The following is a 26,685-nucleotide window of genomic DNA, read 5'->3' on the forward strand; positions in this document are numbered from 1 at the left end:
CTTTTTATTATGAAAGTATAAAATTAGAGAGTACCACAGCAGTTAACGCTGTGGTATTTTTTATTATTTTATATTAATACTGGGGAAAAATACGAAAAAATAAGAAGAATGACCGATTGACGGGTTTTATTCTTAACACTGGCTTAACATTTCAATGTTATAATTAGTCGCAATTACACGAGATATGGAGGACTCGGTTTGGGACAGAAATGGGCGAACTACTTAAAAAAGATATCAATACATAAGATGAAGTTTCACTCGAAAAAACGTATAAAGATCAATAAAACTGCAAAGGAAAAGCTACCAATACCTAATGGTTTTGCAGATAAAGTTTTTTCTAAACTTAACCTTCAAAATCGTTTATTGTTTTTATTTATTTTTCTATTGATTATCTCTATTAATATTGTAGGAATTAGTTCCTATTTAAAGGCAAAGGATACAACAATTGAGACGATTGAAAATCGTATAAGTCGTGAATCTGAAGTTATGGCATATGTTGCTAAAAACTTAAAGTTCTTATATGTAAGTGATGACTTATACTTTATGCAGCAATTAGAGATTAGTATTCGTGATCAACAACGCCAGTTAGAAACAGACGGAATCCAATCACATTTATTTTATTATGCTAATGACGAAATTAAACCATTTAAAGTAAGTAATAAATCAAACGTCTCTTTTACAGATACTTTTAAAGAAAAGATAGAAAATGAAGAAAAAGCTGTTTTTCATCAAACAATTAAAGGTGAAGACTATACAATTGCTGTTATAAAAATGGCAGAGATAAATGGGAAATACCTTTTAGTCGTTCCGACATCATCTTATCTGGGACCAGTGAATGAAATGGCACAATTTATGATCGTTGTAATGGCTGTGAGTTTAATCATTTCAACTCTGCTTTTAATCTTGTTTGTTCGGAGTCTAACCAAACCTCTTAATGACCTGCGAAATGTTATGACAAAGGTACGTGAGGGGAATTTAAATGAAAAAGCTTTAATTAATACAACGATTCCAGAGCTACAATCACTAAAAGTAAGCTTTAATATGATGATTGAACAGATGAGAAACGTTATAAATGAAATAAATGAAACAACAACCGAGCTAGAAACAACCGGAGAAAAATTGAGCCATTCTTCAGAAGATGCGCTTTCTTATAGCCGTCAGCTAATTGAAGCCATTAATGTTGTAAAACACGGTGCTGAACAAACAGCAAGTAGTTCAGATAATAGTGTGAATGGATTCCAATCAATGAAACAAAAAATTGAATTATTAATCGCTGGTATGAATATGGTGTTTCAAAGTTCTGAAGATATGAATTTATCCGCTAAGCGCGGAGAAAAGAACAACACATATTTAATCAATACCATCAATAGCTTTGAGCAAGATTTTGAACATATGACATCAACAATTCAACAAGTAAAGGATCATTCTTCTTCCATAACAAATCTTGTAGGTTTAATAAAAGGCGTTGCTGATCAAACGAAGTTATTAGCTCTTAATGCTACAATCGAGTCAGCAAGAGCAGGTGAAGCAGGAAAAGGATTTGCTGTTGTTGCGAACGAGGTACGTAAACTAGCAGAACAATCCTCGTCTGCTACTGTAGACATCTCAAAATCAATTACTGAAATGGAAGAAGTAACGATTCGAGCGACAAATGAATTTGGTGATATGCTGATGAAAATAAGACGCTACCTAGAAACAGCGAACGATTCAAAAGCATCTTTTGATGAATTAATGAATGAAATTGCTACTGTGAGTAAGAATCTTCAAGGAATGCAAGGAGAGCTACAAGGTCTAAAATTGGTCCTCCCAGACCTTGAAGAAAGAACCTTAAACTTTGCATCAATCTCACAAGAAACCCTTGCTAGTACAGAACAAATGCTTTTAACAAGCGATGACCAAATACAGCAAGTGGAAAGCACTCATGAAATTGGTTTACAATTAAAAGGGTTATCCAATTCATTATCTAGTATTTCGAAACAATTTAACGTGAACTAAAGATGGTTTGTTGCGTATAAAACTAAATGTTTATACAATCAAGACAGTTAACATATTATCTCTTTATATCTGGTTACTTCACAAGTGTTCAACTCTAATTGTATATATTGGTGATTATGGATCATTTACAAGAGTACCTGTACGATAAGAGCCTCTGTCTTTCAACTCCATTTAAGAAAATATAGCGAGGGGGTTTTTGTGTTATGCAAATGCTTTACTGGTCCGTTATCATTCTAATGTTTGTTGTTGCTTATATTGGACTTATTTATCCAATCATCCCAAGTGTTCTCTTTATTGTCGCTGGATTTTTAATATACGGATTGTTCTTTGAATTTACTGAACTGACGTGGATGTTTTGGGTTATACAGGGATTCTTTATTGCTTTGTTATTCGGAGCGGATTATCTAGCAAATCTGTTAGGAGTAAAAAAATTTGGAGGCAGTAAAGCCGCTATTTGGGGAAGCACAATCGGCCTTTTAGTTGGTCCTTTTATTATCCCATTGTTGGGGATTATCATCGGTCCATTTATTGGTGCTGTTATTGCAGAGCTTTTATTTCATAAGAAGGACTTCAAATCAGCTCTGCATTCAGGTTTTGGTTCTCTATTAGGATTTATTTCAGGCGTATTTGCAAAAGGACTTATTCAAATGATGATGATTGCGTATTTTCTCTTTCAGGTTTTAAGATAGAATTTTCTTTTGCATACAATTTATTTTTTGTGAGAAAACTGTTAATTGTGTTTGAGTGCTTTTCAATTGAAAGTATAGGACAATTTTGGTAATCTAGAAATTGAAAAGCTTAGATAGGCTTTTAGCTTTTAACATTTACATATATCAAGGAGGAATAATCAATGGCTTTTGAATTACCGCAATTACCTTATGCGTATGATGCACTAGAACCACATATTGACAAAGAAACAATGAATATTCATCACACAAAACACCACAACACTTACATTACAAATGTAAATGCTGCTTTAGAAGGTAATGCTGAACTAGCAGCTAAAAGTGTGGAAGAGTTAGTTTCTAACTTAGACGCTGTTCCTGAGGCTATTCGTACAGCAGTTCGTAATAATGGCGGTGGACATGCAAACCACAGCTTATTCTGGACGATCTTATCTCCAAACGGCGGTGGTGAGCCATCAGGTGAACTAGCTGAAGCAATTAATGCTAAATTTGGTAGCTATGGTAGCTTCAAAGAGGAGTTTGCTAAAGCTGCAACAACTCGTTTTGGATCTGGTTGGGCTTGGTTAGTAGTAAACAATGGTGAATTAGAAGTAACAAGTACACCAAATCAAGACTCTCCTTTAATGGAAGGAAAAACACCAATCCTAGGTTTAGATGTGTGGGAACATGCTTATTACCTTAACTATCAAAATCGTCGTCCAGACTACATTGCTTCTTTCTGGAATGTAGTAAACTGGGATGAAGTTTCTAAGCGTTTTAGCGCAGCGAAATAAGATAAGTATAATTACAAAGAGCAGAGGGTGGCTCAAAAGGTTGTTACATGACGACTTTTTGAACACCCTTTTCATTTTGCCTAGGATAGATCAAAGAGCGGGACAATCCAACATATTTTTGTATAAGTGTTGTGGTTTTGTGGTAACTTCATATGACAAAAGGGACGGTTTATTTGTTTAATTATGCAATAAAAGGCTGATCCAAAGGTCTTATTATCTAGACTTTTGGGTCAGCTTCTTTTTTTGCCTTTTTTCATCAAATGACTAATTACAAATATAAATACATATCTACAACCCGATAAGACAAACTATGTACTAGAAGTTGAAGGGGAGTAGTTCTTATGTCAAAAATGAAGAAGATAATTGGTGATGTAGATGTAAGTAAGGATTTAGTTTTATTATTAGTGATTGGAGGATTGTATTCCCTAAGTATTGCTCTTTCCAATACATTTGTGAACGTTTACTTATGGAAGCAATCCGGCAAGTTTATTGATTTAGCTATTTACAATTTATCAATCGTGGTGATGCAGCCTCTAACCTTTATCTTTGCAGGGAGGCTAGCTAAAAAAGTCGATCGAGTAATCGTATTAAGGCTCGGTGTTATTTTTTTAGCTTCATTTTTCTTAATTGTCCTTATGATAGGAGGATCTGCTGCAAAATTCCTTATTTTATTAGGTGCAACATTAGGGATCGGATATGGATTTTATTGGCTAGCATTTAATGTGTTAACATTTGAAATTACCGAACCTGAAACGAGAGATTTCTTTAATGGGTTTTTAGGTGTGATGAATTCTACAGCAGGGATGGTTGGGCCTATTGTTGCAGGATTCGTTATTTCGAGATTAAAAAACTTTACAGGTTATACGACAATCTTTACAATTTCTCTCTTATTGTTCTCAGGTGCAGTAGTACTGAGCTTTTTTTTAAAGAGAAGAAAAGCCGAAGGAGCTTATTTATTAAGACGAATACTTCATGAAAGAAAGAATAATAAAAATTGGGGACTTATTACAAGAGCGCATTTTTTCCAAGGTTTACGCGAAGGGACTTTTGCTTTTGTAATTGGTGTGTTTGTTTTTATCACAACAGGTAGTGAATTAGCATTAGGAACTTTTGGTTTAGTTAATTCAGCTGTAGCTTTTCTAGGTTATTATCTGGCAACAAGAGTGATCAAGAAGACAATGCGTAAACGTTTCATTTTAATAGGTGGGACGTTATTGTATTTTTCTATCTATTTAATTCTTTTTGATTTGACTTATCAAAAGTTACTTTTATATGCTGCACTCATTGCTATTGGATACCCTATGTTACTCGTTCCATATATGTCGTTAACGTTTGATGTAATAGGAAAGGCTTGGAGCGCTGCTAAAGCTAGAATTGAGTACATTGTTGTAAAAGAGATTTTTCTTAATTCAGGAAGAATTGTTTCAATATTAGGGTTTATCATTGCTGTTTCGTTCTTTGATGAAAAACAAAGTATTCCAGTTTTACTTGCAATAATTGGTGCTGGTCACTTCGTTATATACTTTTTTGTAAAAAATGTTCAACTAGAAGAAAGTGAAAAAAGTATTGATCAGACCGGTCGTAAACCAGTTTTAAAGAACAATATAGTTGATGGTGATAGTAGTGGGTAATTGTATATAATTTAAATCCATTGCTGAAAATAAAACATGAATAATGTTTTTGGTACTTAATGCCCATATTTTCGCAAAATATGACAAACTCCATCAAGAATTTACAAAACCTTTACATTGCGTTAAAACGTTATTAACACTCAAGCGTTATTCTATTATTCGTAGGACAAACAAAACACTCTTTAGGGGGAATTTGGCAATGAAAAGCTTTAAGAGCCTAATATTACTTTTAGTAATGGGAATTTTAGTAGTATTCTCAGCTGCTTGTGGCGGTGGAGCGAATACAGAAGATGAAACAAACACTGGTTCAGGAGATGCTACTGAAGAAGAGACAGCTTTAGAAGGTAGCGTTGTAATCGATGGATCTGGTACAGTTTATCCTTTCATGGCGAAAATGGCAGAAAATTATATGACTGAAAATGAAGAAGTTTCTGTTGAAGTAAGTCGTGCAGGTACTTCTGCTGGTTTTAAAAAGTTCCTAGTAGCTGAAAACGGAACTGATTTCAATAATGCATCACGTGAAATCAAAGATGAAGAAGCTGCATCAGCTGAAGAACTTGGTGTTGAATACAAAGAATTCCAAGTTGCTCTTGATGGATTAACATTCGTTATCAACAAAGAAAATGATTGGGCAACTGAAATGACTAAAGAAGATGTAGTAAAGATCTTCCTTGCTGAAGGTGGAGTAACAAAATGGTCTGATATTAATCCGGAATGGCCAGATGAAGAAATCAAGCCTATGGGTCCTAACGAAAATCATGGTACAAACGAATTCATGTTTGAAACAATTATGGAAGAAAAAGATTTCGTTGACTCTGTAAACTTACAACAAGAATATTCTACTCTTGTAGACCTTGTTTCTAAAGATAAAAATGCAATTGCGTTCTTTGGATATGGTTACTACGAAAGCAATAAAGATAAATTAAACGCAGTATCTGTTGACTTTGGTAACGGTCCAGTTGCTCCAAGTTTAGATACAATTGGATTAGATGAAGAAGCTGCTTACAGTCCATTCACTCGTCCGGTATTCACATACTTAAACGTTGGATTGGCGAAAGAAAAACCTCAAGTTCTTGATTATGCAATCTACACTATGGAAAATGCTCAAGATGTTGCTACTGAAACTGGCTTTGCTCCTTTAAAAGATGAAGTAATTCAAGAGTCAATCAGCTATTTAGAAGGATTAAAATAATCATTCTTAATGCTTTTCCTAACTGTTTGGAGATGAGAAGTTTTGCTTCTCATCTTCTTAAGTGTTTTCCTCTAATAAAAATATCTACTAAAATATTTCACCTCTCATATTATTTGGAGGATGAAAGGGGTTTTCGATCTTGGATAATAAAGAAAGCATCCGTGACATGATTGAAAAAAAGAGAAGCTCTACAAACCTAACATCTGTCACAGAAAAGCTTATACCTAAATTTTTGTTAGTTATAGCTACAATATCAATTCTTACCACAATAGGCATAGTTATTACTCTTTTAACTGAAACAATTAATTTTTTTAGAGATGTTCCATTTTTAGACTTTTATACTGGTACAAATTTAAATCCACTAGGTGAAAATGCAGAGTTTGGTGTACTGCCATTATTAACTGGAACAATTATTTCTACAGTAATTGCGATGGTTGTCGCCATTCCAGTCGGATTAATGGCTGCTATCTTCTTAAGTGAATATGCTTCAGATAGAGTGCGCAGAATATTAAAGCCAATACTTGAAATCCTTGCTGGTATTCCCACAATCGTATATGGTTTCTTTGCTTTTACTTTTGTAACACCATTATTAAGATCCTTTATTCCAGCATTAGACCCAACTAATATTCTAAGTCCAGGACTTGTAATGGGTATTATGATTATTCCTATGGTAGCTTCACTCTCTGAGGATGCTATGAGTTCTGTACCGAACTCGATGAGAGAAGGTGCTCTTGCTCTTGGTGCAACCAAACTTGAGGTAACTTGGAAAGTTGTTATTCCTGCTGCTATTTCTGGTATTATTGCTTCTTTCGTATTGGGAATTTCTCGTGCTATTGGAGAAACTATGATTGTCGCAATTGCAAGTGGAAGTAATAAGAACTTTACTTTTGATATTACACAATCCATGCAAACAATGACCGCTTACATCGTTGAAGTAACTGGTGGGGAAGCTCCTGCAGGTTCAACTATTTACTACAGTTTATACGCTGTTGCAATGACATTATTTGTATTTACACTCATAATGAACCTTGTTGCCCAGTATATTTCTCGTAAATATAGGGAGGAGTATTAATTATGAAATATGTAGATGTTGAACAAGTGCAAAAGAAAATGGGGTCACGTTTGTTTGCTAATAATCTTGCAAAAGCGTTATTCCTCTTAGCAACTTTGTTCGGGTTAGTCGTTTTAGTAACATTAATTTACCGTGTATATACAGATAGTATCGGATGGATTGATTTTGAATTTATTACGAATAAACTGTCAACAACTGCAGAACGAGCAGGAATCATGGGAGCCATTTCAGGTACTTTATGGTTAATGGTTGTTGTTGCTCCTGTTACAATGTTTTTAGGAGTCGGTACAGCAATTTATCTAGAGGAATATGCGAAAAATGGAAAATTAAAATCTATTATTCAAACTAATATTTCTAACTTAGCCGGTGTTCCATCAGTTGTGTTTGGTATCTTAGGATTGACTGTGTTTGTACGTAACTTTGGATTAGGGAGTGTTGTCCTAGCCGGTGGTTTAACCATGTCTTTATTGGTACTTCCAATCGTTGTAGTTGCAAGTCAAGAGGCTATTCGTGCTGTTCCGCAATATCTAAGAGAAGCATCTTACGGTATGGGAGCTACTAAATGGCAAACAATTAAAAACATTGTCCTACCAGCGGCAATTCCTGGTATTTTAACTGGACTTATCCTTTCCCTTTCAAGAGCTATAGGTGAAACAGCACCACTAGTTGTTATTGGAATTCCAGCACTGTTAATTCCGCTTCCGGATGGAATCTTTGATAAGTTTACAGTTTTACCAATGCAAATTTATTATTGGACGGTTGACTCAGCGCTTGTGGCAGAATACGCAAATCTTGCTGCTGCAACAATTGTTGTACTTTTAATCGTATTATTCTTAATGAATTCAATTGCAATCATTATTAGAAATAAGTTTCAAAATAGATTTTAATTCTTTGGGGGTTTTTAACTATGGCAGTTTTATCCGATAGCGAAAAGAAAAATGTAACGACTTTTGATAAAGCCGAGACGCCAGTGGAAAAGAAGAAAGTTGTTTATGATACAAAGGATTTAAACTTATGGTACGGTGAGGACCATGCTTTAAAAAACATTAACCTTTCTATTCATGAAAATGAGGTAACTGCGATTATTGGACCTTCTGGTTGTGGAAAATCAACATTTATTAAAACGTTAAACAGAATGGTAGAATTAATACCGGTTGTTCGTATATCAGGGGATATCAGATATAGGGAAAGCAGTATATTAGATAAAAGCTATCAAGTTGAAGATTTAAGAACAAGAGTAGGTATGGTGTTCCAGAAACCTAATCCATTTCCTAAATCAATATATGATAACATAGCTTATGGTCCTAGAATTCACGGTATAAAGAATAAAAATATTCTAGATGAAATTGTTGAGAGAAGTTTACGCGGAGCAGCAATTTGGGATGAGGTTAAGGATCGATTAAAAGAAAATGCATATGGTCTGTCTGGAGGTCAGCAACAACGTCTATGTATTGCTCGTTGTCTTGCGATTGAACCAGATGTTATATTAATGGATGAACCAACATCAGCGCTTGACCCAATATCTACTCTTAAAGTAGAGGAATTAATTCAAGATTTGAAAAAAGATTATAGTATTATTATTGTTACACATAACATGCAACAAGCCGCTCGTATTTCAGATAAAACAGCGTTCTTCTTAAATGGGGAAGTTGTTGAATATGATGTGACTGATAAAATCTTTTCAAATCCAACTGATAATAGAACAGAGGACTATATAACAGGTCGATTCGGTTAATCTAAAAAGAAAATGATCGTGCATGTCCAAGGTGCACGATTTTTTCTTTTATATCAATTATTAGTTATGAAAGCGTTGTATTGGGGAAAATATAATTATATGTACATAGGAGGTAATGATTGTGAGTATAAGAGAACGGTTCGATATTGATCAGCAAAAATTGAGAGATAAATTAATTGAAATTGGAAGTCTTACTGAAGTAGCTCTTAGCAAGTCAATTGATGCGTTAGAAAATCAAAATATAGATGAAGCCCTTCAGATTATTGAAGATGACTATAGGGTAGATGATCTAGATGAAGAAATTAATGATTTAGCAATTCTATTAATTGCAAAACAACAGCCTGTTGCGACTGATTTGAGACGGATAATTGTAGCTATAAAAATATCTAGTGACATTGAAAGGATGGCTGATTTTGCAGTTAATATTGCTAAGTCAACCATTCGCATTGGTGATGACCCGCTTGTCAAACCAATAGAAAGTATTAGAAAGATGCATGAGATTGCCTCGAAAATGCTCTCGCTTTCTGTAAAAGCTTATAATGAAGAGGACCTCGTGCTAGCAAAAGAAGTAGCTGATATGGATGATCAGGTTGATGAATTATATGGGGAAACGATTAGAGATATTTTAGACCTCATGTCTACTAAAAAAGATAGTTATCAACAACTTATTCAGCTGGCATTCATTTGTCGTTACATTGAAAGAACAGCTGATCATGCAACAAACATATCTGAAAGTACTATGTACTTAATTAAAGGACAGAGGTATGATTTAAATTCATAAATGACATTAATCATGTATATTAAGGATCTACTCAAAAAAAAACAGCTAAGAAATATTTCTTAGCTGTTTTGCTCTATCTTGTTATTGCTTCTGCAAGTTGTTGGAAGGTCATTCCTTTTTGAACCTCGAATGTTCCTAACTGTACTCTTGTATGGTAATTATTCTTAATTAAGTACTGATCAAATTCAAAGGAGTCGGAAATAATCGCATTTTGTTCTAGTAAATTTGAAACCTCATTAGTTGTCATTCCAGCTTTTATCGTCACATTATACTTTATTACTTCTTCTTTTGGTTCTTCTTTTGCTTTTTCTGTCGCTTGTGTTGCTTCTTTATTCTCAGATGTTTTTTCTTGCGGAACTTCTTCTGATGCCTTCTCGGTTACCTCTGCATTTTTTGATGCTAGTAATTCTTCATATTCGTCAATTGAAATGGCTGTTTGTTGTTTGCTAGTTAAAAACTTCTCTACTTCATTTTCTGAGAGTTCTTGTTTTTCAGCGTCTGCCTCTGCTTGTTGAGTACCTGATAAAAGATAGGTTCCACCAAGTACAGAGGTTGCTACAATCATGCCTGCTGCAAATGCCTGAAAGCCTGTCTTACTCATGTTAATACCCTCTCATTCTTTTCAACGATTAATTTTACTTCCTCTACAGTAGTTGCCTCTGACAATGCAATAGCCTCAAGAGACATTCCTTGACGATATTTAGCAAGTATACGTGTAGGGTTACCTTTTTCATCGTCTTGGAACGAGTTATTTTGTTGTTTTAGTGGTGTGTCATTTTGTAGTAATTCTTCTTCCACAATACGCATTTTCTTTTTTAACTTGTAGATCTCCTGCATTGCGGACAATTGAAGATGATCTAATTCTTGTTCAAGTTCTTTTACATTGTCGCGTTGGAAGAAAGAGATACCGATAAGCGCAATGCTTATAATAAACAAAATGATAATCATTATAGTCATATTTTTCACCTTCTTTGATTATTTCCCTCTACCTTTATATCATAATTCTTCATATGAAAGAAGTGATATTTTGTAGAAATTGTTGTTTTTTGACGATATTTCTTTTTTATTAAAATCAACAGACACAATTTCAATCATGTTAAGATAAAGAGAACATGATGACGAAAGAAGAGGTAACATATGAGCTCCGAATTATTTGTAAATGTCGAACGATATATAATACGAAATCATTCGTCTATTTCTGTCGATCATCTTGAAATTATTCTATACCCGGAACATATTATCATCTCATGGAACATGGTTAAGTCTACTCAAAAACTCTTAACAGACATTCTTGGTGAGGATTTTCATGATTTATTATTTATCATTAACTTGTTTAGAGTTCAAAAAAAGGCAGAAATGTTTACTTTATATATAAATGGAAGTAGTGGAACAATAGAACTTCCTTCACTATTACATGGTAGATATCACTGTGAATTAGTTGCCCATAATTCACAAAATGAAACCATTACAATTAGAAAATCTAAAACGGTCTTTATATTAGGTAATGAAAAAGAGTCAAGAAATGGAATGTGGAAGGAAATATCAGAATCTAATAAAAATACTTGGTTAACAGCTTTTTCAGGGTACACAGTATATGAATAAAATCTTAAATCATAATGGGAAAACGATCCTGCTTCTTACAACTGAATTCCATGATCAGTTGTTCGGGGGACTTGGAAGGCATGTAAATGATCTTGTTCGAACTGGTTCTAGGGATAAAATAACGTTTATAGTGATGACGATCTCTCATACAGGAAAAGAATCATATTCGGTTGAAGAAGGTATTCATATATTTCGTTTACTTCCTTGGCAAGAGAAATCAGAAGATGTATCGGATTATTTTCGAAACCTTAATTTCCGATTTATACAATTTATTCTTCAAGATCTTCACCTGCAATTTGATGTTATTCATGTTCATGATTGGTTTTTTGCGATAACGGGTTGTCAGATAAAAAAGCTTTTAAAAAAGCCTCTTGTCTCTACATTTCATTCGACTGAACTAGAACGAAAGCAATTTAATAACGGAAAAGCCATTCCTCAAATTTTAGAGTATGAAGACCAGTTGCTTCAATTCTCAGACCATATCATTGTATGTAGCGATTATATGAAAAATATTTTGATAAAGCGAAGGTCAGATCGAAATAAATCTATTTCAGTGATACCAAATGGTATTATCATAGAAGATTTTAGTAAGACCCTAAGTCGGGACGATGCTTTAAAAAGATTTCCTTTCATAAAAACACCTTTTTTATTGGGAATGGGAAGATTGGTGAAAGAAAAAGGGTTTCATGTTTTGATTGAGTCATTTTCACAAATACACAAAAATCATCCAACCTTAAAACTTGTGTTAGCAGGTATGGGGCCTTATGAAAGTGAAATTAAACAAATGGTAGACTTAAAAGGATTAGAGTCAAAAGTGATTTTCGTTGGATTTCTAAATGAACTAGAACGAAACACTCTACTTTCTAAATGCGAAATATTGGTTGTACCGAGTTTGTACGAACCTTTTGGTATAGTTGCATTAGAAGGAATGGTCTCTGCAAAACCAGTTTTAGCGTTTAAAACTGGAGGATTAACAGAGATACTCCAAGGTTCAGATAGAATGATCGTCGAACAAGTGTCAAGCTCGAACTTGGCAGATAAGTTACATTATTGTCTCCATCATTCAAAAGAAATGGAAAAGATTGCTGAGCAGGGGTATCAGGCTGTCATTGATAATTATCAATGGTTATCGATTATTAAAAAAACAATCGCGGTGTATAATAACTTGGTCTGTAAATGATATTTCTGCAAAGTATTTAAAATATAATAAAATACTTGTGGAATTTGTTTAATAAAAATGATATTATATTAAAGTCTGATTTGTTTTATAGTTTTTTATGTTTGGAGGGAAAGAAACATGCGTGTAAATATTACATTAGCTTGCACTGATTGTGGCGAACGTAACTATATTTCTAAAAAGAATAAACGTAATAATCCAGATCGTCTTGAGCTTAAAAAGTATTGCTCAAGAGAGAAAAAAATGACAGTACACCGTGAAACAAAGTAAGCAGTAGGATATTTATTCCTACTGTTTTTTGTTTATAACCACATTTAAAGGAGGCTCCTCAATTGAATAAAAGCCAATTAAGACAACTGGTAAAAAAACAATTAGAGGAATTGAATGACGATACTTTTGCAAAGGGTTGCGCGGAAATACATAAGCACCTTTTTTCACAATATCATTGGAACAAAGCAAAAACGATTTCAGTAACTATCTCTCGAGGCAGAGAAATTGAGACAAAGAATATTATCAAAAAAGCTTGGGCAGAAGGAAAACATGTTGTCGTTCCTAAATGTTACCCAAAGACAAATGAAATGGTTTTTCGCAAAATTGATACATTTCAACAGGTAGAGACAGTATTTTTTGGTTTAAGGGAGCCAATTGTTAGTAGAACGGATTCTGTAGAGCCAGAAGATATTGACCTCATGATTGTCCCAGGTCTTTGTTTTGACCGGGAAGGGTATCGTATTGGATACGGTGGCGGTTATTATGATCGTTACTTAGAGCGGTATCATCAGGATACGATTTCATTGGCATTTTCCTTTCAATTATTTAATAAGATACCAAGAGAACCTCATGATATTCCTGTCCAAGGACTTATTACAGAGCAAGGAGTAGTAAAGTAAATGTTGGTATTTGGTATCATTTTTATTATTTGCCTTTCTTATGCTGCATGGAAATCGAGAACCTTAACAAAGAGCGGTATGATAGGAGCGATGATTGTTGGTTCGGCTATTTTGATTGGATTTTCATGGAAGGGCCTTCTTATACTCGGTTGCTTTTTTGTCACCTCAAGTTTATGGGGGAAAATAAAATCAAATCAAAAAGACTCTTTACAGGATCTGTTAAAAAAGCAAGATCAGCGAGACATTGTTCAAGTGTTTGCGAATGGAGGTATTCCTGCTCTCATAGCAATTCTTTCATTGTTTGATCATAGTAATTTGATTGATTATTCAATGTTGTTCAGTATTTCTTTAGCGGCGGCTAATTCAGATACTTGGGCATCAGAAATTGGGACATTAAGTAAAAGCCATCCGAGAATGTTATTAACTTTTAAGAAAGTTGAGAGAGGTACGTCAGGAGCTGTCTCTTTATTGGGTACATTTGCAGCTTTAGCTGGAGCTTGTTTCATAGCAATCGTGGCTGTTTTTTTGTTTGATTTATCTTTTATGAATCTTATTATGATAAGTGTTTTTGGTTTCCTCGGAAATCTTTTTGATACGATACTAGGTCAAACAGTTCAGGTTAAATATAAATGTAGGGTTTGTCATAAAGTAACTGAAAAGAAAATACATTGCAGATTTCAAGGGTTGAAAATAAATTCAATTTCTTTTTTAGATAATGATGCCGTAAATATTTTATCTATTGTATTAACAACATATTTAGCATTGCTGATTCTATAGTGCATGATAATTAGAAATTGAAATAAAAGGATAAAAATTGCATTTCCTACTAAAGATATATTTAGGAGGGATGATGATGAGACGATTAATTGTACTTATAGCTGGTTCATTTGCTATTTATCGTTACCGATATCGCATTGTGAATTTTGTGTTAGGTAACCCACAGCTACGGAGATACTTTATTAATTTATCGATGAGAATACCGTTTATTCGAGACCGCTTTGTTAATCGTGCTTTCCATTGATTTTTGTATTTTAAGCTGACGTTCATAGAAATGTCAGCTTTTTAATATCCTCGTAAAAGATAAAACAGTTTTCTTTCTAAACATTTCCGGGAATTGATATAATAAAGAAAAATAAGACGGAGCGGATTATATGGAGTTTGAACAGGATTTTGTCTATTGGTCATTAATTGATCAATTAGTTGTGGATCAAAAATATACGATTTTAGCGTTATCCCAAGATGGTAACGAAATGATCCTTCAACCTTTTCGAAAAAAACAATATTCTATGATTCGATTGAGAAGGGCAGATGTTGACTGGGGAAACACACTTGCTGTTGATATCGAACAAGCAGGGAGGAGATTTGAACAACTATTAAAAAGTGGTGTAAGAGGCCCTATTACTATTTTAAATATTTATTTTTCACCTTTAGCACCAGTAGATGATTATCCTGAAGTTTTTTTGAACGGATATAGTGGGGGACGAAAAGGAAATATTGATATTACCTCGATGATGATAAGAAATGAAAATCTCGAAGAAGGTTTGGAAAAGATTCAACAAGCCTTGAACATTCATTTAGATGTCCATAGAATTCATTCCGATAAAGAAATAAAAGAGGAAGACATTAAGCTGATTCGCAAAAAAGTGATTACACATCAGAAAGAATTGAGAGATGAAGAAAGGAAATTATTTCAAAATGGGAAACCATTCTTCACTAATATTTTTCTGGCTCTGCAAATCCTTATGTTTCTTTTACTGGAGCTTAAAGGAGGAAGCACAAATACTGACACATTAATACAGTTCGGAGCGAAGTTTAACCCGCTTATTTATGAAGGAGAATGGTGGCGTTTTGTTTCGCCAATCCTTTTACATATTGGTTTTTTGCACCTGCTTATGAATAGTTTTGCTTTATTTTACATAGGACCTGCTGTAGAACGAGCATATGGGAAATGGAAGTTCTTTTTCATTTATTTAGTTGCGGGTATATCAGGATCAATCATGAGCTTTGCTTTTAGTCCTTTTCTATCTGCAGGGGCATCTGGAGCTATTTTTGGGTGTTTTGGTGCTTTGTTATATTTAGGTGTGTACAATCGAAAAGTATTTTTTAGAACAATGGGTTCCAACTTACTCATTGTAGTAGGGATAAATTTAGCTTTAGGTTTTGTGATTCCTAATATTGATAATGCAGGACATATTGGTGGACTAATTGGAGGCTTTTTAGCAGCTCTCATCGTCCAGCTTCCTCATCAGAAAAAAATACTCATAAGGTTAATTGGCATGATTGGAACGATTGTTCTCTTATTTTGTTTATTTCAGTACGGTATGAACCAAGCCAAGGAGCAGTACTCTGAATATGTCGCTATAAAAGGGCAAGAACTTATTCAAAATGAGAAGTTTGAAGAAGCTTATACGTATCTTGAGGAATCTATTTCTGCTGATCATACATCAAATGATATACTATTTTTAGTGTCAGTAGCTGCCATTCAGTTGCAAAAGTATGATGAAGCAATCGAATACTTGGAGAAAATCATTTCAGATGATGACAGCTACCACCAAGCTCATTATTACTTGGCCCTTTTATATGCTAATCAACAGAATATTGATCAAGCAATTGAGGAAGTAAAAAAAGCGTTAAAATATGATCCAAGTAATACAAAATATCAAGCATTAGAAGATGAAATGACTCGTTAATGGGTAATTTTTTGAATAAATTTAAATGGAGTTCCATCTTCAGCCTGAACAATAACAATTAAATGAGAATGATCTTTTGCAAAAAGAAGGAGAGGCATTGTACTACCAACTGGTTCGATGATCTTACCTTCTTTTGTTTTTAGTCCCATAAAATAATTTTTATACAAGCCCTCCCACAAACTGCCAATCACTTCTTGGGACTTCTCTTTAGACAATCCTGGTAATGAGTTTGTTTGATAATGAACTAGTTCAACTAAGGGGATCGGAATGTACTTCCTTTTATCAATTTGGAAATGTTGAATTAAATCATTCCAGCTAAATTCTAAATGCTGATCACTTACTTTATCTAGAATATCCTTCCACTCTTGTTCTTCTTCTGTTTGAGGAGTTTTAAATGAAAAGAGCTTTGAAAATTCCGAATCGATCACATATAGGTGGTCACTTGACATTCCTTGTACACTCCTTATTTGATCTTCATTCAAGTGAACTTCCCCGTAATGTAAACTAATTGCTTCATAATGACTGCTGTCTTCTCCACTCACTTTCTTGAACTGAGCTAGTTTTTGGCTTTGGTCTTCCCATTCTGATAGAGTTTCAACTAGTTTACCGTCTGAAAAGAGAAGAGATAAGTCTTGTCTTAGAAAAGCTTCTTTGTCAGTAAAGGATGTTACATCCCATTCAATAATATATTCATCATCATCCTTGTTTTCAACGAATTGTAATGAAGTAGAAGCTTTCGTAAATGAAACTGTATCTGTTATAGGAAAGAAAATAATACTCTCACGAACATTTTGGCCCTTTGAAAAATAAAGAAACGCAGAGGTGAATAAGGCTAGAATGATAATTAAAATCCACTTTTTATTCATTTTAATCACTCCGAGAAGGACAGGTTGCTAAAGTGTATGATTTATGGGATGAATATATGAGTATAAGCAGGAAAGAAATTATTCAGGTATGTTTTACCAATATTTCGTCAAAGATGAGTAACAAATCGTGAAGCGAAATGGAGTAAACATATGTCTAATGAAGTTGAAAAAAAAATAGCGACGAAAAGTTTACAAGAAAATACTGCTTACTTAAATGAACGCCTAGGGGTTAAAAAAAGCTTTGATGTGATCCAATTAGATCTCGAGTATGCCGGTCGGGAAATGGCCTTATTCATGGTTGATGGGTTTGTTAAGGATGACATTCTCCATTATTTGATGAAATATTTATCTGAGCTCACTCCAGAGCAGCTGGAAGAACATACCCTAGAAAAATTACTAAAAACGTATATTCCATATGTAGAAATTGATAAAACAGATGATTTAAATACAGTAGTGCATACAGTATTAGCAGGACCAACTGCTCTTGTCGTTGATGGTATAGACCAAATTATTTTAATTGATGCTCGTACGTATCCTGTTCGTGGTCCACAAGAGCCTGATATGGAACGCGTTGTGCGTGGATCAAGAGATGGATATGTCGAAACGATTGTATTTAATACTGCTTTAACAAGGCGCCGAGTGAGAGATCGTTCACTAAGAATGGAATATTTACAGGTAGGTAGGCGTTCCAAAACAGATGTGGTTGTTTGTTATTTAGAAGATATCGCTGATTTGTCACATGTAGAAGATTTAAAGAAATCTTTACAAGCAATTGATACAGATGGACTGCCGATGGGGGAAAAAACAATAGAAGAATTTATTTCTGGAAGACATTTAAACCCCTACCCTGTTGTAAGATATACGGAAAGACCAGATACAGCAGCGGCACATCTTTATGAAGGACATGTCATTGTTTTTGTTGATGGATCACCAAGTGCACTTATTACCCCAACGACCTTTTGGCACCATTTACAACATGCTGAGGAATATCGAAATAAGCCAGTTGTAGGAGCTTATTTGCGGATTGTTCGATTTATAGCTGTATGGGCGTCTATATTCATTTTACCTCTTTGGTATTTATTAGCACAAAATCAGGAGTTGTTACCGGATAATTTAAAATATATCGGGATAGAAGATCCTGGCAAAGTTCCATTACTAGTTCAATTTTTGTTGATTGAACTGGGGATTGATGTATTAAGGATGGCTGCTATTCATACGCCTTCTTCTTTAGCTACGGCATTAGGATTAGTAGCAGCATTAATGGTAGGTCAAGTAGCAGTTGAAGTTGGGTTACTCACAAATGAAGTAATCTTGTATTTGGCTATTGCTGCAATTGGTACATTTGCAACCCCAAGTTATGAATTAGGCTTGGCAAATAGGATATATCGTATCATATTACTGATTTTTACAGCATGGTTAGGCGCAATTGGTTTTGTTGTTGGATTTACAGGTTGGATTATTATGCTTGCTCGGATGAAATCATTCAATGTTCCATACCTGTATCCTTTCATTCCATTTAATTATAGAGCTATGCGGGATGTACTATTTCGCTCTCCAATGCCGTTAAAAAACAGACGTCCGCCATTCTTGCACCCGCAGGACCCGGATAGATAATCACAATACACTAAAGGCTAGCTCAATTTGAGCTAGCCTTGTCTATCTCCGATATTATGCTGCTTTTTCGAAAGAAATAGGATGACCTTTATGTTTTTTCAATTGTGTTAAGAACCAAATGAGTACGGCTAAAAAGATAATTGCACCGAAGATCATTGATGTTTGATAAGAAAGTTGGAATCCTTCAGGTGCGTAAAAGATATAAGATCCTGTTACAGCTGTCATAAATAACGCTGGAATTGAAGATATCCAGTGAAACTTTCCGTTTTTTAATAAATACATAGCTGCTGTCCATAACATGACCGTTGCTACAACTTGATTTGTCCATCCTACATAACGCCATAAAAATGTGTAATCCATTTGTGTTAATAAATATGTTGGAACTACAACAGGAATAGTCATAAGAATCGTCTTGATTTTTGAATCAAAGTTTCCGAATTTACTTAATAACTCGACAAGCATCATTCGAGACGAACGTAAAGCTGTATCTCCTGTTGTAATTGGTAAAATAATAACCCCTAAGATTGCTAATATTCCGCCAAATTGTCCTAAAGTGGTTTTACTAATTTCGTTTACAACGCCAGCTGTTCCTCCTTCGGCAAGTGCGCCTTGTAATCCGTCTGGCCCTCCGAAAAATGTCATACCAGCCGCAGCCCAAATTAATGCGATAATTCCTTCTGCAACCATTGCACCGAAAAACACTTTTCTTCCATCGCTCTCTTTCTTAAGTGTACGAGCCAAAATCGGACTTTGTGTACTATGGAAGCCGGAAATAGCACCACAAGATATTGTAACCATTAATAAAGGCCAAATTGGGATTTCTCCTGGATGTAAATTTTCGAAAGTTAGATTTGGTATGGAATGATCCATAAAGAATAAGGCAAAACCAATAGATATAGCCATAATAATTAAGATTAAGCCAAAAATAGGATAGATCTTTCCGATCAGTTTGTTGATTGGTAATACTGCTGCTAAAACAAAATAAACAAAGATAAGTAGTAATGATGATGAATAGCTTAATGGAGTAAGCTGGTCAACCAACTGAGCTGGACCTGCTGTAAACGCAGCTGCAACTAAAACCATTAAAACAATAGATACAATATTAATAATTGTTTTTACTGAATTTCCTAGATACCTGCCGACTAATGTTGGGTATTGCTCACCGCCATGCTTGATTGAAAGCATCCCAGAAAAATAGTCATGTACAGCACCTGCAAATAAACAACCTATCACGATCCAAATAAATGCTACGGGACCATATAAAGCTCCCATAATTGCTCCAAAGATAGGTCCGAGCCCAGCGATGTTTAAAAGCTGAATTAAGGAAGCCTTCCACCAACTCATTGGCATATAGTCAAGACTATCCTTTTTTGCATATGCCGGTGTGATTCGCTGATCATCTATTCCGAATACTCTTTCAACCACTTTTGAATAGACTAAATATCCAATAATTAATATGAAAACAGATAAAATAAATGTTACCATTTTATGTTCCCTCCGTAATCCCGATGTAATAAGTAACACTATTTTAAACTTGTATCTAATAAAAAACAATATATTTTTTAGAAAAAATAAATTATTCAGAAAAATACAAGAATTACTTGTTATCATTAAGAAAAATGAATCCGCTTTATAGGCAGACATTATAAGTTTTAATATATTAAAATACATTTGGAGAGAAATAAAAAAAATATATTAATCAAATATTCCATTTAATTTTAAACGTTTTCTTGACGCTTGGTTGTTTTTCTTTATACTTTATAGTAGTACTAAATTAATAGTGTAAAAGTATTTTTCAGAAGTAAGTAGGTGACCATTTGAAAACCATTTATGATGTACAACAACTGTTAAAAAAGTTCGGAACGATCATATACATTGGTGACCGTATAGCTGATTTGGAGCTGATGGAGGAAGAAATAAAACAATTGTATCAATCTAGTCTAATTGAACCAAAGGATTACCAAATGGCTATCCTTCTTTTAAGACAAGAAATCCAAAAGCTAAAGCGGTAGAATACAAAGGAGATGATACTATAGGTCATCTCAAAAAGAAATGTGAAAACGTTTGCTATAATACATATATAATAGTAGGAAAAGGTGATTTGAATGAATGAGAAATGGTTAGTGGGAATAGATTTAGGTGGAACTACAATTAAGATGGCATTTATTAATTATTATGGTGAAATTGTTGAAAAGTGGGAAATTCCAACCGATAAGACAGGAAAAACAATTACAACAGATATTGCAAAAGCAATTGATACAAAACTTGAACAACTAGGTCTTACAAAGGCTAAACTTGGCGGTATAGGGATGGGGGCACCTGGTCCTGTCAATTTAGAAAAAGGTTTAATTTATGAAACTCCAAACCTAGGATGGGTGAATTTCCCTTTGCGTGATCATATTGAATTAGAAACAGGGTTGCCTGCTATTATTGACAATGATGCAAATATTGCTGCACTAGGTGAAATGTGGAAGGGTGCAGGAGATGGAGCGAGAGACTTAATCTGTGTAACACTTGGCACAGGTGTAGGTGGAGGGCTTATCTCAAATGGAGAAGTCATTCATGGTGTAAATGGTGCAGGTGGAGAAATTGGACACATCACTGTAGTTCCAGAAGGCGGAGCTTTATGTGGATGTGGAAAAACTGGGTGTATTGAGACTATAGCCTCTGCAACAGGCATAGTAAGAATTGCTAAAGAGAAACTTCAAACTTCAGATCAAGAAAGCACTCTTAGAAATAAATCAGATATAAGCTCAAAAGATGTATTTGATGCTCTCGAGCAAGGTGACGCACTTGCTGAGGAAGTAATTGATTATGTTACGTTCCAACTAGGTCTTGTCCTTGCAAATATTTCTAATGGATTAAATCCAGAAAAAATCGTTATTGGTGGCGGGGTATCTAAAGCAGGAGATCGCCTTATCTCAAAAGTGGATCATTATTTTAAACGATTTGCTTTCCCGCGAGTGGCAAAAGCAGCTACTATATCAGTTGCAACACTTGGCAATGACGCAGGTGTCATTGGCGGGGCATGGCTTGTGAAAACAAAGCTACTGAATAAATAATGAAGAATAAACAATCATCCATAAAATGTTTAAAATAGGGACATAGTAAAAAGGAGCCTCATTTGATGAGTGCTCCTTTTTATTATTAGGGATTTTGTAAAGAAAATGTAAATAAAAATTAATTAATTTTCTGAATTTTTACACTTTATATCAAAACGAAACTTTTTAGGTTTTGAAACGTCTAATAGTAGGGTATAGAGAATAAGCTAAACATTATAATTCTATCAGGCTATTGTAATGACAGTATTAAAAAGCATTGATTTTTTGTAAAGAAAGTATTAAGATATGTTTTAGTTGTTCAACATGTAACCTAATAATTGGAAAACATAAAAGAGAAAAGCGTGATTGTCCTGTGGATGAGGAGGTAGTAGATGTGCGCAAGAAATCTTTTTCGAAAATTTCGTTTTTACTTTTAGCAACGTTATTTCTATGGGTAAAAACATATATTGTCTATAAAACTAGCTTTGATATTAAAATTGAAAATTTTACACAAGAGTTCATTCTGTTCATTAACCCATTAAGCTTTTTATTATTACTATTTGGGTTTGGGTTATTTTTGAAGGAAAAGAATCGAAACCGTTATATTTTTGGAGCAAGTATCTTTGTAACAGCCCTTTTACTTGCTAACATGGTGTTCTATCGTTTCTTTAATGACTTTTTAACAATTCCTGTATTATTTCAGACAAGCAACATGGGAGATTTAGGAAGCAGTATTACGAACCTATTTCTACCTAGTGATTTATTAATGTTTGTTGATATTGTGATTTTATACTGGTTATTAAGAAAGCCAACGTTTAGAACATCATCAGTTTTAACAAAAAAAGAAAAATTAGCTTATTTCCTTTTGGTTGCATCCGTTTTTTTCTTTAATTTAGGATTAGCTGAAGCAGAGCGTCCACAGCTTTTAACACGTTCGTTTGACCGTGAAATGCTTGTGAAAAATATAAGTGTATATAACTTCCATATTTATGATGTGGTTTTACAATCTAAAACATCTGCACAACGTGCTTTAGCAGACAGTGATAGCTTAACTGAGATTGAGAACTATGTGAATGCAAACCGTAAAGAACCACAAGCGGATCTTCATGGGGTAGCAGAAGGTCGAAATGTCATTTTATTATCACTTGAGTCCTTGCAAAGCTTTGTGATAAATGAGCAATTAAACGGAGAAGAAATAACGCCATTCTTAAACGACTTAATCAATGAAAGTTATTATTTTGAGAACTTTTATCACCAAACAGGCCAAGGGAAAACATCCGACTCAGAATTTTTAGTGGATAATTCATTATATCCATTAGGACGCGGTGCTGTATTCTTCACAAATAGTAATAACGAGTACACAGCAACACCAGAAATTTTAAAAGAACATGGATATTACTCTTCCATTTTCCATGCGAATAATAAAAGTTTTTGGAATCGTGACTTGATGTACCAAGCATTCGGGTATGATCGTTTCTTCGATGTTAATGATTATGAAGTAACAGAAGAAAACTCCATTGGTTGGGGATTAAAAGATATTGATTTCTTTGAACAATCTGTTCAGCATATCGATGAATTACCACAGCCATTTTATACTAGATTAATCACATTAACCAATCACTTCCCATTTGAGCTTGGGGAAGAAGATCGATTCATTGATGAATTTGATTCAAATAGTAAAACATTAAACCAGTATATTCCAACAGTTCGATATATGGATGAAGCTGTTAAACATTTCTTTGAGGAATTAAAGAAAACAGATGTTTATGAAAATTCAATCATTATTTTGTATGGTGACCATTATGGAATCTCAGAAAATCATAATGTGGCCATGGAGAAGTTCTTAGGAAGAGAAATTACTCCATTTGAGACGATTCAATTACAACGTGTACCATTTATTGTTCATATTCCAGGGGTTACAGATAAAAATCCTAAAACATTTACAAAAGTGGCAGGACAAATTGATATCCGCCCTACGATTATGAGCCTACTTGGAATTGATACGAGTGATCACATTCAATTTGGTACAGATGTTTTTTCTGATGACAAATTATCATTTACTGTACTAAGAGATGGCAGCTTTATCACAGAGAATAATGTTTATACAAGAGGCTTCTGTTATGACAAAGAAACAGGTGAGCCAACAGATCAATCTGTATGTGATCCATATATGGAAAAAGCAAAACAAGAATTGAATTATTCGGATGAAGTTATCTATGGGGACTTACTCCGTTTTTATGGAGATAATAAAGCTGAAGTAGATACTAAAGAGACAATAGAAAACAAAAAAGATTAATGAAGAAGGGACTGGCTACATTTAGTCAGTCCTTTTCTTATCAATTTAATTATTCTTAAGTAATGTATAACAAATGACCAAGGCTAACATAGTCTATAGTAAGTAAATAGATTAATGGAGGTTCAGGCTATGATCATTTGCTTAAATAAAACCATTTTACTCAAAGAACTTTCAGAACACTTACAGCTAGATCGTCAGCTTATAATGGATTGTAATAAAAATATGAAGTTTCAAAAGAAATTTGATGCTAATACAAAATTAGAAGTACCCATGAGTTGTATTCAAAGAATAAAAGATCATTCTTTATTTCATATACCAGAGAATAAAGGTTCGATAGATGATCATTATCTATATACAAATAAGCCTTATGATTCTGAACTCCTATATGAGGACCTTGAGAAACTAGAGATTATGTATCCTTTTATTAAGAAGAATGTGATTGGTTATAGTGTATTAGGGAAACCGATAATTGAATTGAAAATAGGGAATGGCCCAAAAAAAATTCATATGAATGGATCTTTTCACGCTAATGAGTGGATTACAACAAGTATTATGATGCATTGGCTACATGAATATCTTGAACTTTTATGTAAAGAGTCGTCAATGCAAAATCAAAACGTGTTAGACCTTTATAATAAAACGACAATTTCCTTTGTTCCAATGGTAAATCCAGATGGCGTTGATCTTGTATTAAAGGGATTACCTGATCAAACTGATTATGAAGCAGCACTTTTACAAATGAATGATTTAAGTATTGATTTCTCACAGTGGAAAGCTAACATTAGAGGGATAGATCTTAACAATCAGTATCCAGTTAATTGGGAGATTGAAAAGAAGCGGAAAATACCAAAAACACCGGCTCCACGAGATTACCCCGGTGATGCTCCACTTACAGAACCTGAAGCAATTGCACTTGCAAAATTAGTAGAGAACTCAAGTTTTGATCGGGTCCTGGCGTTTCACACGCAAGGGGAGGAAATTTATTGGGGGTATTTACGTAAAGAACCAGAGGAAGCTGAACACATTGTCAAAGAGTTTGAGAAACTTAGTGGTTATAAAGCTGTGAGAGATATTGATAGTCATGCTGGATTTAGAGACTGGTATGTGAATAAATGGAGAAAGCCCGGTTTTACAATTGAACTAGGTAATGGAGTAAACCCTCTTCCATTTGAGCAGTTTGATGATATTTTTAAAAAGAGTAAAGGAATCTTCTATTCAGCACTTTATATGTGAAAAATAGTAAAAAGGATGAGTGTCTAATTTTGTATATTAAGGCATTCATCTTTTTTGAAATTTCCAGAAGGTGTAACTAAGTTTTACCCATTTGGACACGTTTTTTACATGGCTTTTTAATAAAGAGTATGTTACGTTAAGTGAGGAATCTTACCGAGAGGTTATTTAATAAATTAAGAGAAAATTGAAACGTTTTTTGTTTAAATACGTATATTTAAATAAGAAACGATATATAGTTTTAATGATTTTAAGGAGAGCTAGGTGAAAAAACGTTGATGAGATTAACAAAAATTTTTTCAATCATGTTGTTAATCGAGCTTCTTTTGTCAGGGTGTATTCCATCTCATCAACAAGAGAATAGTCAAGAGCTACAACCAAATAAAGAGCGGATCATTTCAGAAAAAGAACCGGAAAATCAGCTCAATGAAAAAAACATGAAGCTTCAATTAAAGGTAAAAGAAGAATTATTTCATTCAGTAACTGATTGGCTAGACGATGAAACAGTGTTTTATATCATAAACAATGCTGAGGGATCTGAAATACATACATACAACCTCTATACAGGAGAATCACAAATATTTTATAAATCAGATGCTCCAATTGTCCAAATGGAGGCAAATGAAGATAAAAGTTTGTTTTTAGTCCATACAAGTCCATCAAGCTACGAGGCAGAATTACTCTTTTTAAATCGTGATGGAGATATTCAGTACCAGACAAAGCTTGAATCATTTGAACTTTCATTTACATGGAATCAATTCAATCATCATCAACTTATTGTTACAAGCTTTAAAGAGGATTGGTCGTACCAGACACAACTGATCGATATACAACACAGACAGATAATTGAAAATCCAATAGACATCCCATTTATCCAATGGGTAAGTAATCAGAAAGTGTCTTATTTAAAATGGGATCAAGAAGAACCTTCCTTGACAGCACCATTATATTTACATAACCTTGAAGATCAGTCTGAGACAATGATTTCTGAAAATGTTGTAGCTAATACTAATTTTAAAAATCTATTAACAACAATTGAATTAATTGACGAAACTGGTACAGCCGTTGTTCGTTTTTATGATATTGAAGACCAAAAAAGGATAGCTGAAATGCCTACACGATTGGTTGCTCTTTATTCTGATTGGTCTATTCCTTATCATGATTTTAATAGCACAGATAATCTGTATTACATGTTTGAGGTAAATGAAGAGAAAAATGATTATTCCTTAGTTTCTTTTTCACCGAAAACGAGTGAGAAAATGATCGTTATTGAAAGCATTGAGAATTTTCCAATCAAACTTTCACCAAATGGAGAATTCGCCCTTTATGGCCCAAGATTAGAAAAAATCATTGATCTAAAAAATAAGACAATAAAAGAACTAATTTCATTGAATTAAATGTGAAAGGACGATGT

Annotated in this window: 26 protein-coding genes; 22 read left to right on the forward strand and 4 right to left on the reverse strand. The window is 34.0% G+C overall.

The annotated features are described in order from the left end of the window. Nucleotides 1-198: 198 nt before the first annotated feature. The 9 genes from AC4GZ8_RS08290 to phoU all read left to right on the forward strand — a co-directional run bounded on the left by AC4GZ8_RS08290 (nt 199) and on the right by phoU (nt 9,865). A complete protein-coding gene (locus AC4GZ8_RS08290; protein WP_491081386.1) occupies nt 199-1,995 on the forward strand; it encodes a methyl-accepting chemotaxis protein in 1,797 nt (598 codons plus the stop codon). A gap of 203 nt (nt 1,996-2,198) precedes the next feature. Continuing rightward, a complete protein-coding gene (locus AC4GZ8_RS08295; protein WP_491081387.1) occupies nt 2,199-2,684 on the forward strand; it encodes a DUF456 domain-containing protein in 486 nt (161 codons plus the stop codon). Between the two features lie 161 nt (nt 2,685-2,845). Continuing rightward, nucleotides 2,846-3,454 (forward strand): superoxide dismutase SodA, encoded by a 609-nt coding sequence (gene sodA, locus AC4GZ8_RS08300; RefSeq protein ID WP_491081388.1) that lies wholly within the window; start codon nt 2,846-2,848, stop codon nt 3,452-3,454. Nucleotides 3,455-3,795: 341 nt separating this feature from the next. After that, on the forward strand, nt 3,796-5,085 hold the full coding sequence (locus AC4GZ8_RS08305; RefSeq protein WP_491081389.1) for an MFS transporter: 1,290 nt from the start codon (nt 3,796-3,798) through the stop codon (nt 5,083-5,085). Nucleotides 5,086-5,284: 199 nt separating this feature from the next. Beyond that, entirely contained in the window at nt 5,285-6,277 is a 993-nt protein-coding gene (locus tag AC4GZ8_RS08310) for a PstS family phosphate ABC transporter substrate-binding protein (RefSeq protein WP_491081390.1), read from the forward strand. 166 nt (nt 6,278-6,443) lie between these two features. Beyond that, nucleotides 6,444-7,349 (forward strand): phosphate ABC transporter permease subunit PstC, encoded by a 906-nt coding sequence (gene pstC, locus AC4GZ8_RS08315; protein WP_491081578.1) that lies wholly within the window; start codon nt 6,444-6,446, stop codon nt 7,347-7,349. A gap of 2 nt (nt 7,350-7,351) precedes the next feature. Further along, a complete protein-coding gene (pstA, locus tag AC4GZ8_RS08320; RefSeq protein ID WP_491081391.1) occupies nt 7,352-8,236 on the forward strand; it encodes a phosphate ABC transporter permease PstA in 885 nt (294 codons plus the stop codon). Nucleotides 8,237-8,256: 20 nt separating this feature from the next. After that, nucleotides 8,257-9,084, forward strand: coding sequence for a phosphate ABC transporter ATP-binding protein PstB (gene pstB / locus AC4GZ8_RS08325; protein ID WP_491081392.1), 828 nt, complete (start codon nt 8,257-8,259; stop codon nt 9,082-9,084). Nucleotides 9,085-9,205: 121 nt separating this feature from the next. Next, nucleotides 9,206-9,865: a phosphate signaling complex protein PhoU gene (gene phoU / locus AC4GZ8_RS08330; RefSeq protein ID WP_491081393.1), complete on the forward strand. Its 660-nt coding sequence runs from the start codon at nt 9,206-9,208 to the stop codon at nt 9,863-9,865. Between the two features lie 73 nt (nt 9,866-9,938). Here the strand turns inward: phoU and AC4GZ8_RS08335 are convergent, their stop codons facing one another. Together AC4GZ8_RS08335 and AC4GZ8_RS08340 are read right to left on the reverse strand one after the other, a co-directional pair. Further along, the gene (locus AC4GZ8_RS08335; RefSeq protein ID WP_491081394.1) at nt 9,939-10,466 is read right to left on the reverse strand and encodes a hypothetical protein; all 528 of its coding nucleotides are present in this window, start codon (nt 10,464-10,466) and stop codon (nt 9,939-9,941) included. Then, nucleotides 10,463-10,822, reverse strand: a complete 360-nt coding sequence (locus tag AC4GZ8_RS08340; protein ID WP_491081395.1) for a hypothetical protein — start codon at nt 10,820-10,822, stop codon at nt 10,463-10,465. Before AC4GZ8_RS08340 ends, AC4GZ8_RS08335 begins: the two co-directional genes overlap by 4 nt. A gap of 180 nt (nt 10,823-11,002) precedes the next feature. Between AC4GZ8_RS08340 and AC4GZ8_RS08345 the strand changes: the two genes are divergently transcribed. From AC4GZ8_RS08345 to AC4GZ8_RS08375, 7 genes are all read left to right on the forward strand, one after another. Further along, nucleotides 11,003-11,467 (forward strand): hypothetical protein, encoded by a 465-nt coding sequence (locus AC4GZ8_RS08345; RefSeq protein ID WP_491081396.1) that lies wholly within the window; start codon nt 11,003-11,005, stop codon nt 11,465-11,467. After that, nucleotides 11,460-12,647 carry a glycosyltransferase family 4 protein gene (locus tag AC4GZ8_RS08350; RefSeq protein WP_491081397.1) on the forward strand — a complete coding sequence of 396 codons (1,188 nt, stop codon included), beginning with the start codon at nt 11,460-11,462 and terminating at the stop codon, nt 12,645-12,647. Before AC4GZ8_RS08345 ends, AC4GZ8_RS08350 begins: the two co-directional genes overlap by 8 nt. A gap of 117 nt (nt 12,648-12,764) precedes the next feature. Then, complete coding sequence (rpmG, locus tag AC4GZ8_RS08355; protein WP_026558749.1) at nt 12,765-12,914, forward strand: 50S ribosomal protein L33; 150 nt, start codon at nt 12,765-12,767, stop codon at nt 12,912-12,914. Nucleotides 12,915-12,976: 62 nt separating this feature from the next. Continuing rightward, nucleotides 12,977-13,534 carry a 5-formyltetrahydrofolate cyclo-ligase gene (locus AC4GZ8_RS08360; RefSeq protein WP_491081398.1) on the forward strand — a complete coding sequence of 186 codons (558 nt, stop codon included), beginning with the start codon at nt 12,977-12,979 and terminating at the stop codon, nt 13,532-13,534. Next, nucleotides 13,535-14,311 (forward strand): DUF92 domain-containing protein, encoded by a 777-nt coding sequence (locus AC4GZ8_RS08365; RefSeq protein ID WP_491081399.1) that lies wholly within the window; start codon nt 13,535-13,537, stop codon nt 14,309-14,311. A gap of 76 nt (nt 14,312-14,387) precedes the next feature. Then, nucleotides 14,388-14,555, forward strand: coding sequence for a protein YqgO (yqgO, locus tag AC4GZ8_RS08370; RefSeq protein ID WP_491081400.1), 168 nt, complete (start codon nt 14,388-14,390; stop codon nt 14,553-14,555). Between the two features lie 130 nt (nt 14,556-14,685). Beyond that, entirely contained in the window at nt 14,686-16,224 is a 1,539-nt protein-coding gene (locus tag AC4GZ8_RS08375; RefSeq protein ID WP_491081401.1) for a rhomboid family intramembrane serine protease, read from the forward strand. Here AC4GZ8_RS08375 and AC4GZ8_RS08380 read toward each other — a convergent pair. Next, nucleotides 16,221-17,090 (reverse strand): hypothetical protein, encoded by an 870-nt coding sequence (locus AC4GZ8_RS08380; protein WP_491081402.1) that lies wholly within the window; start codon nt 17,088-17,090, stop codon nt 16,221-16,223. The genes AC4GZ8_RS08375 and AC4GZ8_RS08380 overlap by 4 nt on opposite strands. A gap of 150 nt (nt 17,091-17,240) precedes the next feature. Here AC4GZ8_RS08380 and AC4GZ8_RS08385 point away from each other — a divergent pair, with 150 nt between their 5' ends. Beyond that, the gene (locus AC4GZ8_RS08385; RefSeq protein ID WP_491081403.1) at nt 17,241-18,704 is read left to right on the forward strand and encodes a spore germination protein; all 1,464 of its coding nucleotides are present in this window, start codon (nt 17,241-17,243) and stop codon (nt 18,702-18,704) included. Between the two features lie 54 nt (nt 18,705-18,758). Here AC4GZ8_RS08385 and AC4GZ8_RS08390 read toward each other — a convergent pair whose 3' ends face one another. Next, nucleotides 18,759-20,189: a carbon starvation CstA family protein gene (locus AC4GZ8_RS08390; protein WP_491081404.1), complete on the reverse strand. Its 1,431-nt coding sequence runs from the start codon at nt 20,187-20,189 to the stop codon at nt 18,759-18,761. Nucleotides 20,190-20,521: 332 nt separating this feature from the next. On the opposite strand from AC4GZ8_RS08390, the gene AC4GZ8_RS08395 reads away from it, so the two are divergent. The 5 genes from AC4GZ8_RS08395 (at nt 20,522) to AC4GZ8_RS08415 (ending at nt 26,668) form a co-directional block, all read left to right on the forward strand. After that, nucleotides 20,522-20,716 (forward strand): YqgQ family protein, encoded by a 195-nt coding sequence (locus tag AC4GZ8_RS08395; protein WP_491081405.1) that lies wholly within the window; start codon nt 20,522-20,524, stop codon nt 20,714-20,716. A 93-nt stretch (nt 20,717-20,809) separates the two neighbouring features. Further along, nucleotides 20,810-21,766, forward strand: coding sequence for an ROK family glucokinase (locus AC4GZ8_RS08400; RefSeq protein ID WP_491081406.1), 957 nt, complete (start codon nt 20,810-20,812; stop codon nt 21,764-21,766). 373 nt (nt 21,767-22,139) lie between these two features. Further along, nucleotides 22,140-24,041: an LTA synthase family protein gene (locus AC4GZ8_RS08405; RefSeq protein ID WP_491081407.1), complete on the forward strand. Its 1,902-nt coding sequence runs from the start codon at nt 22,140-22,142 to the stop codon at nt 24,039-24,041. A gap of 129 nt (nt 24,042-24,170) precedes the next feature. Further along, nucleotides 24,171-25,274, forward strand: a complete 1,104-nt coding sequence (locus AC4GZ8_RS08410; RefSeq protein WP_491081408.1) for a M14 family metallopeptidase — start codon at nt 24,171-24,173, stop codon at nt 25,272-25,274. A 275-nt stretch (nt 25,275-25,549) separates the two neighbouring features. Beyond that, complete coding sequence (locus tag AC4GZ8_RS08415) at nt 25,550-26,668, forward strand: YqgU-like beta propeller domain-containing protein (RefSeq protein ID WP_491081409.1); 1,119 nt, start codon at nt 25,550-25,552, stop codon at nt 26,666-26,668. The last annotated feature ends 17 nt before the right edge of the window (nt 26,669-26,685 follow it).

Source organism: Metabacillus sp. RB-C-LZQ-3-1 (assembly GCF_058315175.1).

Coding starts and splice junctions, on each gene's coding strand:
- AC4GZ8_RS08400 (WP_491081406.1), top strand. CDS start 20,810: ATGAATGAGAAATGGTTAGTGGGAATAGATTTAGGTGGAACTACAATT.
- AC4GZ8_RS08295 (WP_491081387.1), top strand. CDS start 2,199: ATGCAAATGCTTTACTGGTCCGTTATCATTCTAATGTTTGTTGTTGCT.
- pstC (WP_491081578.1), top strand. CDS start 6,444: ATGATTGAAAAAAAGAGAAGCTCTACAAACCTAACATCTGTCACAGAA.
- AC4GZ8_RS08390 (WP_491081404.1), bottom strand. CDS start 20,189: ATGGTAACATTTATTTTATCTGTTTTCATATTAATTATTGGATATTTA.
- AC4GZ8_RS08375 (WP_491081401.1), top strand. CDS start 14,686: ATGGAGTTTGAACAGGATTTTGTCTATTGGTCATTAATTGATCAATTA.
- AC4GZ8_RS08415 (WP_491081409.1), top strand. CDS start 25,550: ATGAGATTAACAAAAATTTTTTCAATCATGTTGTTAATCGAGCTTCTT.
- pstA (WP_491081391.1), top strand. CDS start 7,352: ATGAAATATGTAGATGTTGAACAAGTGCAAAAGAAAATGGGGTCACGT.
- rpmG (WP_026558749.1), top strand. CDS start 12,765: ATGCGTGTAAATATTACATTAGCTTGCACTGATTGTGGCGAACGTAAC.
- sodA (WP_491081388.1), top strand. CDS start 2,846: ATGGCTTTTGAATTACCGCAATTACCTTATGCGTATGATGCACTAGAA.
- AC4GZ8_RS08380 (WP_491081402.1), bottom strand. CDS start 17,090: ATGAATAAAAAGTGGATTTTAATTATCATTCTAGCCTTATTCACCTCT.
- AC4GZ8_RS08365 (WP_491081399.1), top strand. CDS start 13,535: ATGTTGGTATTTGGTATCATTTTTATTATTTGCCTTTCTTATGCTGCA.
- AC4GZ8_RS08340 (WP_491081395.1), bottom strand. CDS start 10,822: ATGACTATAATGATTATCATTTTGTTTATTATAAGCATTGCGCTTATC.
- AC4GZ8_RS08410 (WP_491081408.1), top strand. CDS start 24,171: ATGATCATTTGCTTAAATAAAACCATTTTACTCAAAGAACTTTCAGAA.
- AC4GZ8_RS08305 (WP_491081389.1), top strand. CDS start 3,796: ATGTCAAAAATGAAGAAGATAATTGGTGATGTAGATGTAAGTAAGGAT.
- AC4GZ8_RS08385 (WP_491081403.1), top strand. CDS start 17,241: ATGTCTAATGAAGTTGAAAAAAAAATAGCGACGAAAAGTTTACAAGAA.
- AC4GZ8_RS08350 (WP_491081397.1), top strand. CDS start 11,460: ATGAATAAAATCTTAAATCATAATGGGAAAACGATCCTGCTTCTTACA.
- yqgO (WP_491081400.1), top strand. CDS start 14,388: ATGAGACGATTAATTGTACTTATAGCTGGTTCATTTGCTATTTATCGT.
- AC4GZ8_RS08345 (WP_491081396.1), top strand. CDS start 11,003: ATGAGCTCCGAATTATTTGTAAATGTCGAACGATATATAATACGAAAT.
- pstB (WP_491081392.1), top strand. CDS start 8,257: ATGGCAGTTTTATCCGATAGCGAAAAGAAAAATGTAACGACTTTTGAT.
- AC4GZ8_RS08310 (WP_491081390.1), top strand. CDS start 5,285: ATGAAAAGCTTTAAGAGCCTAATATTACTTTTAGTAATGGGAATTTTA.
- AC4GZ8_RS08335 (WP_491081394.1), bottom strand. CDS start 10,466: ATGAGTAAGACAGGCTTTCAGGCATTTGCAGCAGGCATGATTGTAGCA.